Origin of the sequence: Actinoallomurus purpureus, from assembly GCF_024055795.1 — a bacterium.
GTDB lineage: Bacteria > Actinomycetota > Actinomycetes > Streptosporangiales > Streptosporangiaceae > Actinoallomurus > Actinoallomurus purpureus.
Window position 1 is genome coordinate 510686 of the sequence record NZ_JAMXMY010000002.1, and the last position, 16104, is coordinate 526789.

Below are 16104 nucleotides of genomic sequence, written 5' to 3' on the forward strand. Positions count from 1 at the left end.
TCAGTAGATTTCCGATCGGAATCACCGCAGCCTAAATCGTCCTCCGGGCTGCTTTAATCGCGTAAGCGTGTAGCGCTTGTTAACGGGGCCTGTGATGCTCTGGCGGAGCCTTCTCACGAGAGAAGTGGTGACTACGACTAGCCCCGGTGAGCGATCCGTTGACGTGCGCGTGTGCCGGGCCTGCCGGGGGTGTTGGCTAGCTGCTCGATGTCCGTACGGCGGTATTCACGGCCGCCCGAGACGGTGGTTCGATGCTGGAGGAGTCCATCGGTCCAGTAAGTGAGCTGCCACCTGCTTGCGCCGAAGATCTCTCTCACATGGTGTTCGGCGAGCCATTCCGGGCCTTGCAACTGGTACACGGTGATGCTGCCTCCGTCGATACGCGGGGGGAGATGACGGCGCTTTCATTCGGTCTCCGGGAGGAGCCGGTCGGCGACCGCCGCTGCTTCGAGAGCGCCGAGCTCCGCGTAGATGGCGTGCGCTTCGCGGAGGTCGCGCTGTTCGAGGTCGGTCTCGCCCGTGTCGTCGGCCAGGTCTGCGAGCTCGACGAGGATCTCGGCCTGTTGCTGGTGGGCGCCGGTCTTCCGGCTGAGTTCGAGCGCATGTTGCAGCGCCGAGCCTGCCTCGGAGTATCGGAAGGTGAGGCGGAACAGGCGGCCGAGCGGCCCTAGGCATCGCGACAGCAGGTACGGCTCGTTTGCCTGCCGGCACCAGCGCTCTACGGCGTCCAGATGTATTTCGGCCTGGCGGTAGTTCCCTGCGGCCAGCTCGGCTTCCCCCTTGTGCCGGGTCATCAAGAAGACCCCCCGCTCGTCACCGAGCTCGCGGTAGATCTCGCGCGCAGCGTCGAAGTGGTCGACAGCGTCAGCGTGTTCTTCCCGACCGAGGTGAACCCGGCCCAGCAGCCCCAGCGACGTGGCCTCGGCGTGGCGGTGCCCGCTCACCATCGCGAGCTCAAGAGCCTGGGCGGACAGGGCCTTCGCGTGGCCGAAGTGGCATCGGCCAAGCCACGCGGATGCCTGGCCTTGGAGCATGTGGGCTTGCGCCTCCAGGTCGCCGGCCGTGAGGGCGGCCTTGTAGCCGATCTCGTAGGCGCTGACCCAGGTGTCGTAGTGGCGTCGGCGAACGAAAAGGGCCCACATCGCCTCGGCGATCTGCCAGGCGACCGTATGCAGACCCAGCTTGTGAGCGACATCGATGATGGCGAGCAGGTTGTGGCGCTCGACCGCCGACCATTCCAGTGCCGTGATCTCGTCGAACTCGACGGCGAGGGGTTCGGTGAAGACGCGGCCGAGATACCAGCGATCGGGGATCACCGCCCGCTGAGCCGCTGTGGCCCTGCGCAGGTACCAGTACGCCAGGCGGGTGAACGCTTCGAGCGGATCGTCCTTGCTCTCATACTTCTTGGCGGTGGCGCATGCGTGGTCGTAGGCCAGGTCGCCGAAGAAGTAGCGGCCCTGCTCCTCCTGGAGCAGATGGAACTCGACCAGCTGCTCCAGCAGGAGGGTCGCGGCCTGCTCGGTGGTGTCGATCAGCGCCGCAGCGGCGCTTGGAGTGATGTCGGGCCCAGGATGGCGGCTCAACAGCCGGTATAGGCGCTGGGCGTCATCGTCCAGGCAGGCTTCGTAGGCGGTATCGAAGGTCTCAGTCATGGTTCCGTTGGTGTCGAGGGCAGGCAGTGTTAAATCGCGAGCCAGGCGCGCGATCCGCGCCCACGTCTACGGGGCGCGGCGTGCGCCGGAGGCGGCGGCGAGTTGGGCGGCGCGTGCGCGGGTGATGAGGGTGTTCGGGTCGGGGGCGTCGATGATCGTCCCGGCCGGGGTGCACGCACCGAACGCCGTGTACCGGCGGTGGTAGGGCGCCCACATCACGACCCAGCCGGGCAGGCCCTGCTCAAGCCGTGCGGCGGTCTCGACGTTCGCTGCATCACGCATCGGCGGGCTCCTCGACGCGGCCGGACACGACGCGCGCGATTAGATCGGCGGCCTGGCCGATGTCGCCGGCCGGACAGAACGGCTCGAACTCCGGCTCCGGCGGCGGCGTGTCGCGGTCGGCCGGACGCGGGCCGGGCCAGAGCCAGCACCACATCAGCCCGTCGGGGGTCTCGCGGAGGCGTACCCCCTGAGAGAGAACTCGTGGGTTGGTCGCCGTCACGAGGTCGCCGTCGACCTGCACGCGCAGACCTCGTCGCACGAGCGCGGCGGACAGCAGGTCAATCAGCTTGCGCGGGCGTTGCTCAACCATGAGATGCCTCCGCTGGCTTCAGGCCGACGGCTCCCAGGACGGGAATCTCCTTGGCGGACTCCGCGGCGCGTTTCCACTTCGACACGGGGACCAGACCGGGATGGATGAGCTGGAAGCCAGTGAGGAGGCGCTCGATGTCCTTGCGTGTGCGGGGTACGCCGGGAGCGTTCGACTGGTTCCACACCTTGGCCACGTGTTCCGTCTGCGGTTCCGCTCGCCGTGGCTCAGTACCAGGTGACTGCCGGGGGCCATGGCCTTCCGGAGCTTCGCGACGATGCCGTAAGGATCATCGGTGTCCGGAATGAAGTGCAGGATCGCGACCAGTAGTACAGCGACCGGCTTCGACCAGTCGATGTGCCGGAGGAGCTCGGGGTGATTGATGATGTCGTCCGGGGCACGGAGGTCTGCCGTGACGACCGTGGTGTTGTCGTTTCTCGCCAGGATGGCGCGACCGTGGGCGAGGACGAGCGGGTCATTGTCGACGTAGACGACGCGGGCGTCGCGCGCTCGTTTTTGGGCGATCTCGTGGGTATTGGTCAGCGTGGGCAGTCCGGCGCCGACGTCGACGAACTGCCGGATGCCCTGATTCGTGCAGTATCTGACTGCTCGTTGGAGGAATGCGCGGTTCTCCTTGGCCATCAGCCGAAGGCTGGGCACCCGCTCGATGGCCTCCTTCACGGCCAGCCGGTCGGCCAGGCCGTTGTCTTTGCCGCCGAGGAGGTAGTCGTACATGCGAGCCACGTTTGGCTGACTAGGGTCGTACTCGTTCGACTGCGGCCGGTGCAGGTGCACCCCGTATCCGTCGCCGTCAGACATCAAGAGGGCGTCCCTCCAGCCTCGCCGCGTAGCTGCTCGGCGAGATGGTCAGATGTCGATCCGCGGAGTTCGGTTGCGCTGCCGTCCTTCGGGCGCAGGCGTTTGGCGATCCAGTCGCCATGTACCCCGCCGGGGAGACGCTCCCTATAGATCTCCCAATCGCTGGCGTACAGGGCCTGAAGCTGTTCGATGTCGCTTGGCCACGGGCCGTGCAGACTGTCTCTTCGCGTGTATGCGCTGTCCATCTCGGCGTCCTTCTGTCAGGTCAACTGAGAAGGTACGTTCGGTTATCTGTCAGTGACAGAGTCAACGCATGACCGTTTTAAAGATCGACAGCGAAACAGCCACGGAACGTGTCCTGGAAAGGGTCACGAAACGTGGCTGTTCTCGTCAGCGCGGTTACAACAGAAAATCCTGCGTCATAACCTGAAGGTCGCCAGATCTCAGGAAGGACGCAGGGCTGTGACTGAATCTACCATTGGCGATCGTCTCCGGGAGCTACGTCGGCGACGAGGAATGACCCAGGAGGAGCTGGCCGAAGCCGCTGGCGTCAGCCTCGGGGTGATCAAGAAGCTGGAGCGGGGCGGCAACGCTCGCATGGAGACCCTCCACGACATCGCACGGGCCTTGGGTGTGGTCACTGTGACGTTTGCCGCGCCGACGTCTCCGGAGCCGCAGGAAGAAGCTGCCGACGAACTAGTGCTCGCAGACATGCGCTCGGCGATCAGCCCGCCCATCGGACTCGGTGGCCGGCGCATCTACGGCACAGCTGACGGCGATCACCCCGACCTGGCGAGGCTTCGCCGGGCTGTGAAGACCGTAGCCGCGGCCTACCACGCCGATCGCTACGACGACCTCGCAAGGATCATCCCGGCTCTCGTTCGCTCCGCGCACTACCACGTGGACGTGCACGACCAGGGTGACGAGAACCGGGTAGCGCTACACGCCCGCGCCGACGTCCTCAGCCTCGCAGGCCGCTACCTGATCCAGGTCCGGGCACATGATCTCGCCTTGACCGCACTCCACGCCTCCCTCCAGGACGCAACGGCGATCGGAGACGTCCCCCTGGCGGCTGCAGCGATCAGCGCCCAGGCCCACGCGATGCTTCGCCAGGGCAGGCTCAGCGAGGTCGAACAGCTCTGCGCCGACACCGCATCAGAGATCGAGCCGCGCATGTCGAGCGCTGAGCCGGATGAGATCTCGGCTTGGGGCTGGATGCTGATGCGCGCGTCGGCTGCGGCCGCTCGCAACAACAGGCCCCAGGAAGCGACGGAGTACCTGAAGCTCGCCGCTGCCGGTGCGGCACGGCTCGATGACGAGCATCCGACGGTCGACTACCGCACATTCGGGCCGGTCACCGTTTCGCTCAAGCGAGCTGAGAACGCAGTGATCGGTGGCAAGCCCGACCAGACCATTGAGGTTGCGAGCCATCTGCCGGGCGACCTCGACCACACGATGCCCGAGGAGTGGCAGCGTCATCGTCTGGACCACGCCCTCGCGCTGGTCCGGGTTGGTTCCCCAGATCCGGCGACTGACGTTCTGGACGAGTTGCGGAGGCGCAAGCCGCACTGGCTTCGCTACCAGCAGTACGCCCGTGACGCCGTTCGAGAGATCCTCCAAACCCGGCCGCGGATGCCGAGCGAGAAACAGCGAGCACTCGCAGAGTTCATGAACGTGGAGGGCTGACAGGCTCCTCGGATCACCCCCACGTGCGTGGGGAGCACTACTCACACATCCGCTTGTAGTCCCGTTCGGTCGGATCACCCCCACGTGCGTGGGGAGGACACGACCCAAGACCTCTCCCGGGGCTACAGCGGCGGCTCACCCCCACGTAGGTGGGGAGGACGCACCATCTACATCATCGCCATCAACGAATGGCTCCACTCACTTCGAAACGCATCCTAGCTAGGTCCCTTGCATGGCTATGGCCCCCTGAATCGGAATTATCTGGCCGAGGTGGACGTATAGGCCGCGGCCGGTGGGGCCGTCCACGGAGATCTGGCGGGGGAGGCGGAGGTTGAAGACGTCGCCGTCGTCCGGGGACGTGACGGCGAGGAGGACACCGGTGCGGGAGCGTCTCGTTTCGGCAATGGCGCCGCTGTAGCCGCGGGCGAGGTCCTGGGTCGTTCCGCCGATGATGACGGCCTGTTCGGCGTCCCGGGCCTGGCGTAGCGCGCGGACGAGCACGTCGTCGAACGGGGTGGTGTCCAGCAACTCCGCGTCGTCGACCACCACCACGTACCGGCTCTCACCCTCGACGATCTCCTCGAATCGGTAGGCGTCCTCCGGCGTTTCCAGCACGGAGAGCACGCCCGGCTCACCGCGCAGCTCCCGCAGCGGCGACCGGCGGGGGCAGACGAGGACGACCGGCACGGTGCCGCTGCCGACCTTCGGGTCGAGCAGGGAGGTGACCATGGTCATGAGGACGGTGGAGCGGCCGGAGCGGGGTGGGCCGGCGACGGTGAATCCGGGGCCTTCGGCGAGGAGGTCGACGCCGATTGGGCCGAGTTCGTCGCCGCCCGCGCCCACCAACGCCCACAGCGGGGACGGTGCGACGAAGTCGGGGTCCAAAGCCAGCGCCTCGGCATAGGTGACGCGGACCGGGAGTTCGTCCACGTGGAGTGGGCGCTGGCCGTGGGGAGGGCGGTCGTACGACCGTTCGGCCTCGCGGGCGATCCTCTGCAGGGCGGCGACCTGGGCGGTGCCGGAGGCGACGTCGGTCAGCAGCGCGATCTGGGACTCCCGCAGGGACCCGCCGTCGGGGCCGACGGGCTCGAGCACGCGGCCCGGAGGCATGTCGGAGGGTACGTGGCGTTCGTCGACGCCGGCGTAGGCGTAGTCGTTCGGGTCGGCCATGCGCAGGATGAGGCGGTCGTCGAACAGGGTGGAGACCCGGCCGGTGAGGCCGGTGCGTTCGCCGGTGACGACGGCGCGCAGGCCGACGGCGGCGCCCTCGCGCAGGAGGAGCAGGACGGCGTCGATGAGACGGCCGTAGTCGTAGTTCTCGAAGGCGGCGACGAAGCCCTCCCAGCGGTCGAGCATCAGGAGCATCCAGGGCAGGCGCTCGGACGGTGCGACGGCGGCGCGCTGTTCGGCGAGGGAGGAGAAGCCGGTGGCGGCGAGGATCTGCTGGCGGCGGCCGACCTCGGCGTGGAGGCGCGCGAGGAGGCGTTCGAGGCGTTCGGTCTGGTCGCGGGTGACGACGGCGCCGCAGTGCGGCAGGGCGACCAAGGGGAGGAGGGCGTTCGAGCCGCAGTCGATGGCGTAGAGGTGGACGTCGGCGGGGGCGCAGGTCGAGGCCAGGGAGCCGGCCAGGGTGCGCAGCGCGGTCGAGCGGCCGGAGCGCGGCGATCCCGCGACGTAGACGTGGCCGCCGTGCACGAGGTCGAGTGCGAGGACGGAGCGTGACTGGGCGGACGGCAGGTCGGTCAGGCCGTACGCGAGCGGTGGGACGTCGTCGTGGTCGGTGAAGACCGCGGGCAGGTCCTCGAGGGTCACGCGGGACGGCAGCGGCTCCAGCCACGGTGGCGGCTGGTCGTCGAGGCCGGCGCGGTCGGCGGCGTCGCGGACGGCGGCGACGAGTGCCTTCAGGTCGGTCACCGTCGTGGCCTCGTCGTCGGTGGTCTCGGTGAGGGCGAGCGGGCGGCCGAGGCCCTGCCAGGGGAGGGGGACGACGTCGGCGGGGATGGCGGTGTGGGCGCCGGGGCGCCGTCCGCCGATCCGCGCAGACTGGACCGCCTGCGGTGCGGCGGCGCCGGACCGTACGTAGCATCGGCCGGGCGTGGACTTGGAGATCCGGGCGGCGGACGGGTCGTCGATCACGTCGGTGGACTCTTCGGGGCCGGTGACGCGCAGCGCGATCCGCAGGTTGGTGTTGGCGCGGATGTCGCCGGTGACGACCCCGGCGGGGCGCTGGGTGGCGAGCAGCAGGTGCACGCCGAGGGATCGGCCGCGGCGGCCGATGTCGACGAGGCCGTCGACGAAGGCGGGCAGGTCGTCGGCCATCGTGGCGAATTCGTCGATGACGAGGACGAGGCGCGGCATCCGGACGGGGGCGCGGCGGTCGCCGTCGTCGTACAGCTCGCAGTAGTCCTCGATGTCCTTGGCCCCGGCGTGCAGCAGGGTCTCCTCACGCCGCCGCAGCTCGGCCCCGAGGGACTCGAGGGCGCGTTCGGTGAGGTGGCCGTCGAGGTCGGTGACCATTCCGGCGACGTGCGGCAGTGACGCGCAGTCCTTGAACGCCGCGCCGCCCTTGTAGTCGATCAGCACGAACGTCATCTCGTCGGGCCGGTTCGCGACCGCCAGCGACGCGATCAGGGTCTGTAGCAGCTCGGACTTGCCCGCGCCCGTCGTGCCGGCGATCAGGCCGTGCGGCCCGTCGACGCGCAGGTCGATCGTGAACACGCCGTCGGCGGACACCCCGATCGGCACCGCGGTGGTGCGGCCGCCGGCCGCCCAGATCGCCTGGACGTGGGCGGCGGTGGGCGCCGGCATGCCGAGGACGTCGAGCAGCCTGGCCTCGCGCGGGACCGCCGACTCGGCGTCGTCGCGGGACACGTCCCGTACGGGGGCCAGGGCCCGGGCCATGCGGTCGCACCAGCCGGTGGAGACCTGGTCGGCCAGGATCGGGCCGACGGAGTCGAGCCCGTGGCCGCGCAGCCGTACGTGCGTCGGCCGGTCCCAGTCCCAGGCGGCGACGGCGGTGCACTCTTCGGGCAGGAGGCGTTCGTCGTCGTCGACGCAGATCGCGTGCAGTCCGACCGCCGGGCCGCCGGACAGCACCTGGGGCATGCCGGGTACGCGGCGCAGCTGCCGCGCGCCGTCCATGACCAGGAGGATGTTGTACGGGCCGGAGCCCTGGGCGGCGCCGCTGAAGAGTCCGCCGGAGGACCGGTCGGCGGCGCGGCGGCGCTCGGTGATGCGGATCGCCAGCTCGGTGATCCGCCGCGCGACCGATTCGGGATCGGCGCCGATCAACGCGACGCACTCCTCGCCCTCACGCGGGGCGCAGTGCGGCAGCCAGCGCGCCCAGTTCCAGTGCTCGCCGCCGTCGGGGTCGGCTGAGAGCACGACGATCGCCAGGTCGCGGGGGCTGTGCAGCGCGGCGGCCTGAGCGACCAGCCAGCGGGCGAGGGCGCGTGAGCGGTCGCGCGGCCCGGCGAGCCCGATCACGCCGAGGTCGGCGAGGGGCAGCGTGACCGGGACGGTGCGCGCGACGGGCGGCTCGGGCATGACGGGATCCGTGTCGCCGCCGCGGCCGGGGGTGAGCTCGATGCGGGCGGGCAGGTCGGCCAGGCCGACGCGCAGGTGCAGTGTGTCGGCGTCGGCGCGGCGGCGTTCCCAGAGCCGTCGCCGGGGGCCGGTGGCGGTCAGCAGCACCTCGGCCGGGTCGGGCGCGAGGGCCCGGCGGTCGTCCTCGTCGGCGCGGCGCAGCCGCTCCAGCGCGTCGTCGAACTCCGCCTTGGCGCGCCGGTGGTCCTTCATCGCCCGTTTGTAGGACTTACGGCCGTACAGCCGGTCGCCGATCCATTCGCCGACCTGGATGACGGGGTAGGCGAAGGCCATCAGCATCCAGTACCACTGGTGGGTGATCACGGCCATCGCGACGCCGGTCGCGGCGAAGAGCAGCGAGCCGAGCAGCCGGAGCCGCTCCCTCTGGCTCTTCGGTGGCTGCTGCGGCACCTCGAGCGCGGACCGGCGTTCGGGCGGCAGCAGGCGGGGCGGCCGGTTGTAGGCGAGCCCGCCGTCGTCCAGCGGCGCCAGGTGCGCGTCCGGCGCGGTGGACGGGGCGTACGTCAGCACGGACGCTCCGACCGTCAGCACGCCTCCGGGAGGCCACGCGACGGTGCCGTCCAGCGGCACGCCGTCGACGGTGCCGTGCCCGTCCACGGTGACGCGGTGGGACTCCACCGTGATGGTCAGGGCGTGCGGCGGCACGGAGGGGTCGCCGATGCGTACGTCCACGTCGGGAGCGTTGCCGACGGTGGTCGTGCCGATGCCGATGCGGTGCACCGCCCCGGAGGCGGGGCCGCCGGTCACGCGGATCTCGGCGCTGCCGCTGGGCTCGGTCAGGACCGTCGCGACGGCGTCCGCCGGGTCGAGGGCCACGACCGCGCCGTCTCGTAGCACCCGCGCGGCGGGCACGGCCGGATCGAGCATGCGGCCGCCGGCCCACAGCGGAGGCGCGGATTCCGCGACCCAGCGTGCGCTTGGTAGGTGTACGACTTCCGCGAGGGCCTCTTTGGCCGGCTCGGTGTTGAGCGCCGTAATAAGTGATCTCGCAACGGTTTCTACCGTCATATCGGAATCACCGTTGACCACGACGTCACGGGGACCGTGATCGGTCATCACCGTGAGCGAGATTCGCATTACCCCTCCGGATTCGCCGTCTGCCGGACCAGGATAGAGAGGGTGCCGGGGTCTCTCCAGCAGCTCCGGTCGAGTACTCGCTTGATCGCTTACTAGTTGTGACATCCGTGGCGAAACAATCTGTGGTTGCCGCATTGACGCGGAGCGGTAAGGGCGGAACGATGGTTCGCCGCGTCCCGTCAACGCCGACAGTCCGCAATCCCCCGAATTGGCGGAGTAGCCAGTGACGACGAGCAGTGATCGTAAGAGCGTCGCCGACACCTCCGGGCGGCCGTCGCTCGCAGTGGCGGCCGGCCACCGGATTCCCGTGCCGCCCCGGGAGCGCAAGCCGGCGATGGCCGCGCTGGCCGTCCTGCTCATCGTCGGAGGCGCGCTGGTCAGCGCCTATCTGGTGATGGCCAGCGGGCAGCGCGTCCCCGTGATCCGGGTCGCCGCGCCGGTCGCGGCCGGCCAGCGGATCCCGGCGTCCGCCCTGGAGGAGGTCCAGGTCTCGGCGACGGGCGGTCTGGACTACATCCCGTGGCGGGACCGCGCGAAGGTCACGCAGACGTACGCGACCGTCACCCTCGTCAAGGGCTCCCTCCTGACCAACGGGATGCTCAGCACGGCCGCCTCGGCGGCCAAGGGCACCGTCGTCGTCGGGCTGGCGCTCAAGCCCGGGCAGCTTCCGGCGGGCGGCCTGCACCCGGGCGACCGCGTCGCGGTGTACGCCGTGGCGGTGCAGGGGCAGACCGGCATCCAGGCCGGGGCGGTCCTCGCGCCGGCGGCGCTGGTGTACGACGTGGCCGAGCCGGGCCAGAACGACGTCCAGAGCGACCAGGTCCAGGTGTCGGTGACCGTGCCCACCGACGAGGCGCCGCTGGTGACCCAGGCGGCGTCGGCGGGCGCGGTCGCGGTGGCCGTCCTCGCGCCGGGCGAGCAGGCGTCCGGGAGGCGGCCGCGCGCCGGCGCGGCCTCGTCGGCCGTACCCCCGACGCCGCAGCAGTCGGCGACCGAGCGGCAGCCGACCCCCGAGCGCACGACACGCCGGCCCACGACGGGCACACGTGGCGGCTCGACGGGCAGGCCCTGATGGGGCTCATCGTCCTGGCGGCCGACAAGGGGGCACCGGGCGTCACCACCGCCGCGGTCGCGATCGCGGCGGTCTGGCCGCGCCCGGTGCTGCTCGCCGAGTGCGACCAGGCGGGCGGAGACCTGGTGTACCGGCTGCCCGCCGAGGACGGCGCCATGCTGAACCCCGCGCGCGGCATGCTGAGCCTCGCCGCCACCGCGCGGCGCGGGCTTCGGGCGGATCAGGTCTGGGAGCACACGCAGCGGCTCGTCGGCGGCCTTGACGTGCTCGTCGGCCTCACCAACGCCGAACAGGCGCAGGGCCTGACCTGGTTGTGGAGTCCCCTCGGCCGGGCGTTCGCGAACCTCACCGTCCCTTCGCCCGGCGGCGTGGCCCCCGGGCCTCCCGCCAACGGGACGACGCCGGGCGCCGGGTCCCCCGTGCAGGGCACAGGGTCGCCCGTCGACGGTGCGGCGTTTCCCGCGCGCGGCCCGGCGCCGCGCCCGGCGCCGGGCGCGGTCGCCGTCGACGTGGTCGCGGACTGCGGGCGGCTGGGCGCCGGATCGGCCGTGACCGACCTGCTCCGCGAGGCGTCCGCGATCGTGCTGTTCACTCGCGCAACCCTTGAACACGTCGCTCACCTGCGCGAACGCATTAATTCTCTCGCGTCCGAACTCGGCGGTCACGCCGCGCCACCGATCGGTGTCGTCGTGGTGGCCGACCCCCGCGAATATCGCACCTCGATCACCGAGGTCGGCCGGATCATTTCCAATGCCAAATTGCCCGCAAGTGTTCTGGGGGGTTTCGCGCTGGATCCCAAGGGTGCTGAAATGCTGAGAGGCCGATGGGGCGGAAGGCTTGACAGATCACTGCTGATTCGTTCGGCCCGGCAGATCGCGGGCGGGCTCGCCGCGCGGGCCGCGGGCGGCCCGGATGCGGGCCGCGAGGCGCAGGGAGCGGCTAGTGGATCACAGTCTCGTTAAGCGACTGCGGCAGGAGGTCGGCGGGCGGCTCGCCGACCAGCGCCGCCTCGACGCGGCGAACGGCATCGCGCCCATGGTGCCGGAGGACGAGCGGCAGTTCGCGCGCGCCCTGATCGGGCAGGTCCTGGAGGAGTACGCCCGGGCGGAGATCGGGGCGGGCCGGCGCCCGCCGAACGCCGAAGAGGAGGAGCAGCTGGCGGCCGGCGTGCACGCCGCCCTGTTCGGCGTCGGACGGCTCCAGCCGCTGCTGGAGGACCCCGAGATCGAGAACATCGACGTCAACGGCTGCGAGCGGGTGTTCATCGGGTACGCCGACGGCCGGGAGGTCATGGGGGAGCCCGTCGCCGAGTCCGACGAGGAGCTCGTCGAGCTCGTCCAGATCCTGGCGGCCTACAGCGGGCTGTCCAGCCGACCGTTCGACTCGGCCAACCCCCAGCTGGACCTGCGGCTGCCCGACGGGTCCCGCCTGTCCGCCGTCATGGACGTCACCGTACGTCCCGCGCTGTCGATCCGGCGGGCGCGGCTGGGCAAGGTGTTCCTGTCCGACCTGGTCGGCAACGGCACTCTCAGCACCGAGGTCGGCCTGTTCTTGCGGGCCGCGGTCGCCGCCCGCAAGAACATCATGATCGCCGGTGCGACCAACGCGGGGAAGACGACCCTGCTGCGGGCCATCGCCAACGAGATCTCGTCCACCGAGCGGCTGATCACCGTCGAGCGCGCCCTGGAGCTCGGGCTCGACCAGTTCCCCGAACTGCACCCCAACGTCGTCGCCCTGGAGGAGCGGCTGCCGAACTCCGAGGGCCAGGGCACGATCACGATGGCCGGGCTCGTCCGCCGGTCGCTGCGCATGAACCCCTCGCGCGTCATCGTCGGCGAGGTGCTCGGCGACGAGATCGTCACGATGCTCAACGCGATGACGCAGGGCAACGACGGCTCGCTGTCCACGATCCACGCCAACTCCTCGTGGGAGGTGTTCAACCGGATCGCGACGTACGCCCTGCAGTCCGACGAACGGCTGCCGATCGAGGCGACGCACATGCTCATTGCAGGTGCCATCGACTTCGTCGTCTTCATCGAGAAGCGCAACGACTACGTCCAGGGCGGGCGGCTGCGCCGCTTCGTCTCCAGCATCCGCGAGGTGACCGGCTGCGACGGCCGGGTGCTGTCCAGCGAGATCTTCGAACCCGGCCGGGACGGCACCGCCGTGCCCGCCGCGCCGATCGCCTGCGCAAACGAGCTCGTGCCGTTCGGCTACGACCCGGCCCAGGGAGTCTCCTGGTGATGGCCGGTCTGGCCGACATGGCCGCGCTGCCCGCCATCCTCGCGGGCGCGCTGGTCGGCGGTGGTGTCTTCCTGCTCATCGCCGCGATCCGCGGTGTGCGGCCCCGCCCCGGCCGGCCGTCCGGGCGCAGCCGCGAGGACCTCGTCCGCACGTTCAGCACACGCACGGCGCTGGCCGTCATCGCCGGGGTCGCCGTGCTGGTCGTCACCCGATGGCCGGTCGCCGCGGTCGGCACGGGCCTGCTCGTCCTCGGCTGGAACACCATCGGCGGCGGTGCCGCCGAGGAGCGCCGCGCGATGGCCCGCCTGGAGGCCCTCGCCGCCTGGACCGAGTCGCTGCGCGACACGATCGCCGGCGCGGTCGGCCTCGAACAGGCCATCCCCTCCTCGCTGCGGGCCGTGGCGCCCGTGCTGGAACCGCACGTACGGGCCGTCGTCGACCGCCTGCACACCCGCGTGCCGCTCGCCGACGCGCTGCGCGGATTCGGCGACGACCTGAACGACCCGTCCGCCGACCTCGTGGTCGCCGCGCTCATCCTGAACGCGCGGCTGCGCGGCCCCGGCCTGCGCGACATGCTCGGCGCGCTGTCCACGTCCGCCCGCGCCGAGCTCGACATGCGGCGCCGCGTCGAGGCGAACCGCCGCACGACCCGCCGCAGCGTCCAGATCGTCGTGGGCGTCTCGGTCGGCACGGCCCTGATGCTGGCCGTCTTCAACCGGTCCTACGTGAAGATGTACGACACGTTCGTCGGGCAGCTCGTCCTCGCCGTCGTCGTCGGCCTGTTCGCCCTCGGGTTCTTCTGGCTGCGCAGACTCGCCAAGTACGAGATGCCGCAGCGCTTCCTCGGCTCGGCCGACACCGACCGTCCCGGCGTGCCCGCCGAGGTGCCCGAGACGGTCGCCCGCTGGCAGGGCCGTACCGGTTCCGCCGTCAAGGGAGGCACGCGATGACGACCGCACTGCCGGCCGGCGCCGTTCTCGGGCAGGGAGGCGCGATGACCACCGGACTGCCGGCCGGCGCCGTTCTCGGGCAGGGAGGCGTGCGATGACCACCGCACTCCTCGCCGGGGCGTTCTTCGGGCTGGGCGGCTACCTCCTGTTCCGCGCGCTGTTCCCGCCCCGACCGGGCCTGGCCGCGCGCCTCGCCGCCTTCGACACGGCCCGGCGGCGGGGCGAGACGGAGCCCGAGAAACGGACCGCGGGCGACTCCGGAAGGTTCCCCGGCCTGCGCGCCCAGGTCGGCCGCTCCCTGGCGGCCTTCTACGAGGCGCGGGGGTGGCGGCAGCGCTCGGCGCGGGCGGATCTGGCCCTGCTGGACCGGTCGTTCGAGGGGTTCCTCGCCACGAAGTTCCTGCTCTCGGCGGCGGCGATCGTGTTCATCCCCGTCCTCGTCGGCTACTTCGCCATCCTGGGCCTCGGCGTCGCGGTCGCCATCCCCGTATGGCTCGGGCTGTTCTTCGCGGTCATCTTCTTCCTGCTGCCGGACCTGCAGCTGCGTCAGGAGGCGGCGGCGCGGCGGCGTGACTTCCGGCACGCCGTCAGCGCGTTCCTCGACCTGGTCGCGATGAACCTCGCCGGCGGGCGCGGCGTGCCCGAGGCCCTCATGACCGCCGCCAACGTCGGTGAGGGCTGGGCCATGCGTCGCATCCGCGACGCCCTGTCCAACGCCCGTATCACCGGAACGACGCCCTGGCAGGCGCTCGGCCGGCTGGGCGAGGAGGTCAGCGTCGACGAGCTCCGTGACCTGTCCGCCGCGCTGGCCCTGGTCGCCGACGACGGGGCGAAGGTACGCCAGTCGCTCGCCGCCCGTGCGGCCAGCATGCGCAGCCGTGAGCTGTCCGACGTCGAGGGCCGCGCCGGCGAACGCTCCCAGTCGATGCTCGTCGCCCAGCTCCTGCTGTGCGCCGGCTTCCTGATCTTCCTGGCCTATCCGGCGGTGATGCGGGTGATGGCCGCGTGACGTCGATCTCCACAAGTCTCCGCTCTGCGCAAGGAGTCGCCATGCAGTCGCTGAATCCGATGAACGATCCTTTTGTCGCCTATGTCTGGTCGTCGGTGCAGCTGCGCATCCAGCGGCTCCGCGACGACACCGAGCGCTCCCGCGGCGCCTCGGCGATCGAATGGGCGATCATCACCGGCCTCCTGGCGATGATCGCGCTCGGCGTCGGCGTCGTCATCTACCGCAAGGTCCGGTCCGCCGCGAACGACATCAAGACCAAGTGATCCTCCGATGGACAGGCGGACGGATCGTGGTGCGAGCACGCTGGAGCTCGCGCTGCTGACCCCGGTCCTCCTGCTCGTCATCCTGCTGGTGGTCCAGTTCGCGATGGTCTACCACGCCCGGCACGTGGCGCTCGCCGCCGCGCAGTCGGGCGCCCGGGTGGCGCGCGAGAGCGGGGGCGGCGACTGGAAGGGGGAGTCGGAGGCGAAGGCGCGCGAGTACGTCCAGCAGATCGGCCCGGAGCTGCTGAGCGGCGTCACGCCGCAGGCCGACGGCGACCGGAACCAGCGGTGGGTCACCGTGACCGGCACCGCCGTGCGCGTCGTGCCCTTCCTGACCTTCCACGTCAGCCAGCGCTCCGGCGGACCCATCGAGTGCTACCGGCCCGACGTGGGCGCCGGTGCCGCCTGCGAGGACCAGCCGCGCCCATGAGACCTCCACGGCGAGTGCGCGTGTCCGCCCGAGGGACGAGGCCGGACACGGAGCGTGAGCGATCCGTGGTCGCTCCCACGAGTACGCCTCCGCGACGGCGGCCGGACGCGGGTGCGCTCCGTCCGCGCGTGGACGCGGAGCCTGAGGGAGCCGTGGTCGCGCCCGCGAGTACGGTTCCGCGACGGCCGGTGGACGCGTGTGCGGTCCCGCCGCGCGCAGGCGCGGAGGGTGAGGGAGCCGCAGGCACTCCCGCGAGTACGCTCCTGCGGCGGCGGCTGGAGGCGCGCTCGGCCCGTCCGCGTGCGGACGCGGGCACGATGTCGCTGGAGCTCGTGCTGCTGACGCCGGTCCTCGTCGCGTTCATGATGCTGATGGTCGGGCTCGGCCGGATCGTGGAGGCGCAGAGCCAGGTCGACGGCGCGGCCCGTGACGCCGCCCGGGCCGCCTCGGTCGCCCGCGATCGAGGGAACGCCCGGGTCGACGCGGACAACGCGGCGAAGGCGACCATGAGCGGCACCAAGTGGTGCCGGGGCGGACCGCGCACCGACCCGGACTTCCGCGACTGGCGGCAGGGCGGCCAGGTGTCCGTCACGGTGCGGTGCGACATCGACCTGGGCGGCCTGTCGCTGATCGGGCTGGGCGCCTCCAAGACGATGGTCGGTACGGCGACAGCTCCCCTCGACACCCTCCGGAGGATCGATTGAGCC

At 71.0% G+C, this 16104-nt stretch carries 14 protein-coding genes and 1 pseudogene; 9 read left to right on the forward strand and 6 right to left on the reverse strand.

Going from position 1 to position 16104, the window contains the following annotated elements; genetic code table 11:
• Positions 1-404 precede the first annotated feature (404 nt).
• The 5 genes and pseudogenes from NE236_RS07155 to NE236_RS07175 form a co-directional block, all read right to left on the reverse strand.
• The gene (locus NE236_RS07155) at positions 405-1652 is read right to left on the reverse strand and encodes a hypothetical protein (protein WP_252841008.1); all 1248 of its coding nucleotides are present in this window, start codon (positions 1650-1652) and stop codon (positions 405-407) included.
• A 66-nt stretch (positions 1653-1718) separates the two neighbouring features.
• Entirely contained in the window at positions 1719-1934 is a 216-nt protein-coding gene (locus NE236_RS07160) for a hypothetical protein (protein ID WP_252841009.1), read from the reverse strand.
• Entirely contained in the window at positions 1927-2244 is a 318-nt protein-coding gene (locus NE236_RS07165) for a hypothetical protein (protein ID WP_252841010.1), read from the reverse strand. Before NE236_RS07165 ends, NE236_RS07160 begins: the two co-directional genes overlap by 8 nt.
• Positions 2237-3060: pseudogene (locus NE236_RS07170) on the reverse strand (SAM-dependent methyltransferase). Before NE236_RS07170 ends, NE236_RS07165 begins: the two are co-directional and overlap by 8 nt.
• Complete coding sequence (locus NE236_RS07175; RefSeq protein ID WP_252841012.1) at positions 3060-3305, reverse strand: hypothetical protein; 246 nt, start codon at positions 3303-3305, stop codon at positions 3060-3062. The pseudogene NE236_RS07170 and the gene NE236_RS07175 overlap by 1 nt, the downstream one beginning before the upstream one ends.
• A 217-nt stretch (positions 3306-3522) precedes the next feature.
• Between NE236_RS07175 and NE236_RS07180 the strand changes: the two genes are divergently transcribed.
• Complete coding sequence (locus NE236_RS07180) at positions 3523-4746, forward strand: helix-turn-helix domain-containing protein (protein WP_308209058.1); 1224 nt, start codon at positions 3523-3525, stop codon at positions 4744-4746.
• A 219-nt stretch (positions 4747-4965) separates the two neighbouring features.
• Here NE236_RS07180 and NE236_RS07185 read toward each other — a convergent pair whose 3' ends face one another.
• Positions 4966-9219 carry a type VII secretion EssC family protein gene (locus tag NE236_RS07185; RefSeq protein WP_308209059.1) on the reverse strand — a complete coding sequence of 1418 codons (4254 nt, stop codon included), beginning with the start codon at positions 9217-9219 and terminating at the stop codon, positions 4966-4968.
• Between the two features lie 433 nt (positions 9220-9652).
• Here NE236_RS07185 and NE236_RS07190 point away from each other — a divergent pair, with 433 nt between their 5' ends.
• The 8 genes from NE236_RS07190 to NE236_RS07225 all read left to right on the forward strand — a co-directional run bounded on the left by NE236_RS07190 (position 9653) and on the right by NE236_RS07225 (position 16101).
• Entirely contained in the window at positions 9653-10501 is an 849-nt protein-coding gene (locus NE236_RS07190) for a CpaB family protein (RefSeq protein WP_252841015.1), read from the forward strand.
• Positions 10501-11463: a hypothetical protein gene (locus tag NE236_RS07195; RefSeq protein WP_252841016.1), complete on the forward strand. Its 963-nt coding sequence runs from the start codon at positions 10501-10503 to the stop codon at positions 11461-11463. Before NE236_RS07190 ends, NE236_RS07195 begins: the two co-directional genes overlap by 1 nt.
• Positions 11444-12745 carry a TadA family conjugal transfer-associated ATPase gene (locus NE236_RS07200; protein WP_252841017.1) on the forward strand — a complete coding sequence of 434 codons (1302 nt, stop codon included), beginning with the start codon at positions 11444-11446 and terminating at the stop codon, positions 12743-12745. Before NE236_RS07195 ends, NE236_RS07200 begins: the two co-directional genes overlap by 20 nt.
• The gene (locus tag NE236_RS07205; RefSeq protein ID WP_252841018.1) at positions 12745-13695 is read left to right on the forward strand and encodes a type II secretion system F family protein; all 951 of its coding nucleotides are present in this window, start codon (positions 12745-12747) and stop codon (positions 13693-13695) included. Before NE236_RS07200 ends, NE236_RS07205 begins: the two co-directional genes overlap by 1 nt.
• 94 nt (positions 13696-13789) lie before the next feature.
• On the forward strand, positions 13790-14704 hold the full coding sequence (locus NE236_RS07210) for a type II secretion system F family protein (RefSeq protein ID WP_252841019.1): 915 nt from the start codon (positions 13790-13792) through the stop codon (positions 14702-14704).
• A 41-nt stretch (positions 14705-14745) separates the two neighbouring features.
• The gene (locus NE236_RS07215) at positions 14746-14967 is read left to right on the forward strand and encodes a Flp family type IVb pilin (protein WP_252841020.1); all 222 of its coding nucleotides are present in this window, start codon (positions 14746-14748) and stop codon (positions 14965-14967) included.
• Positions 14968-14974: 7 nt separating this feature from the next.
• Complete coding sequence (locus NE236_RS07220) at positions 14975-15397, forward strand: TadE/TadG family type IV pilus assembly protein (protein ID WP_252841021.1); 423 nt, start codon at positions 14975-14977, stop codon at positions 15395-15397.
• Positions 15398-15585: 188 nt separating this feature from the next.
• Entirely contained in the window at positions 15586-16101 is a 516-nt protein-coding gene (locus tag NE236_RS07225) for a TadE family protein (RefSeq protein ID WP_252841022.1), read from the forward strand.
• Positions 16102-16104: the final 3 nt, after the last annotated feature.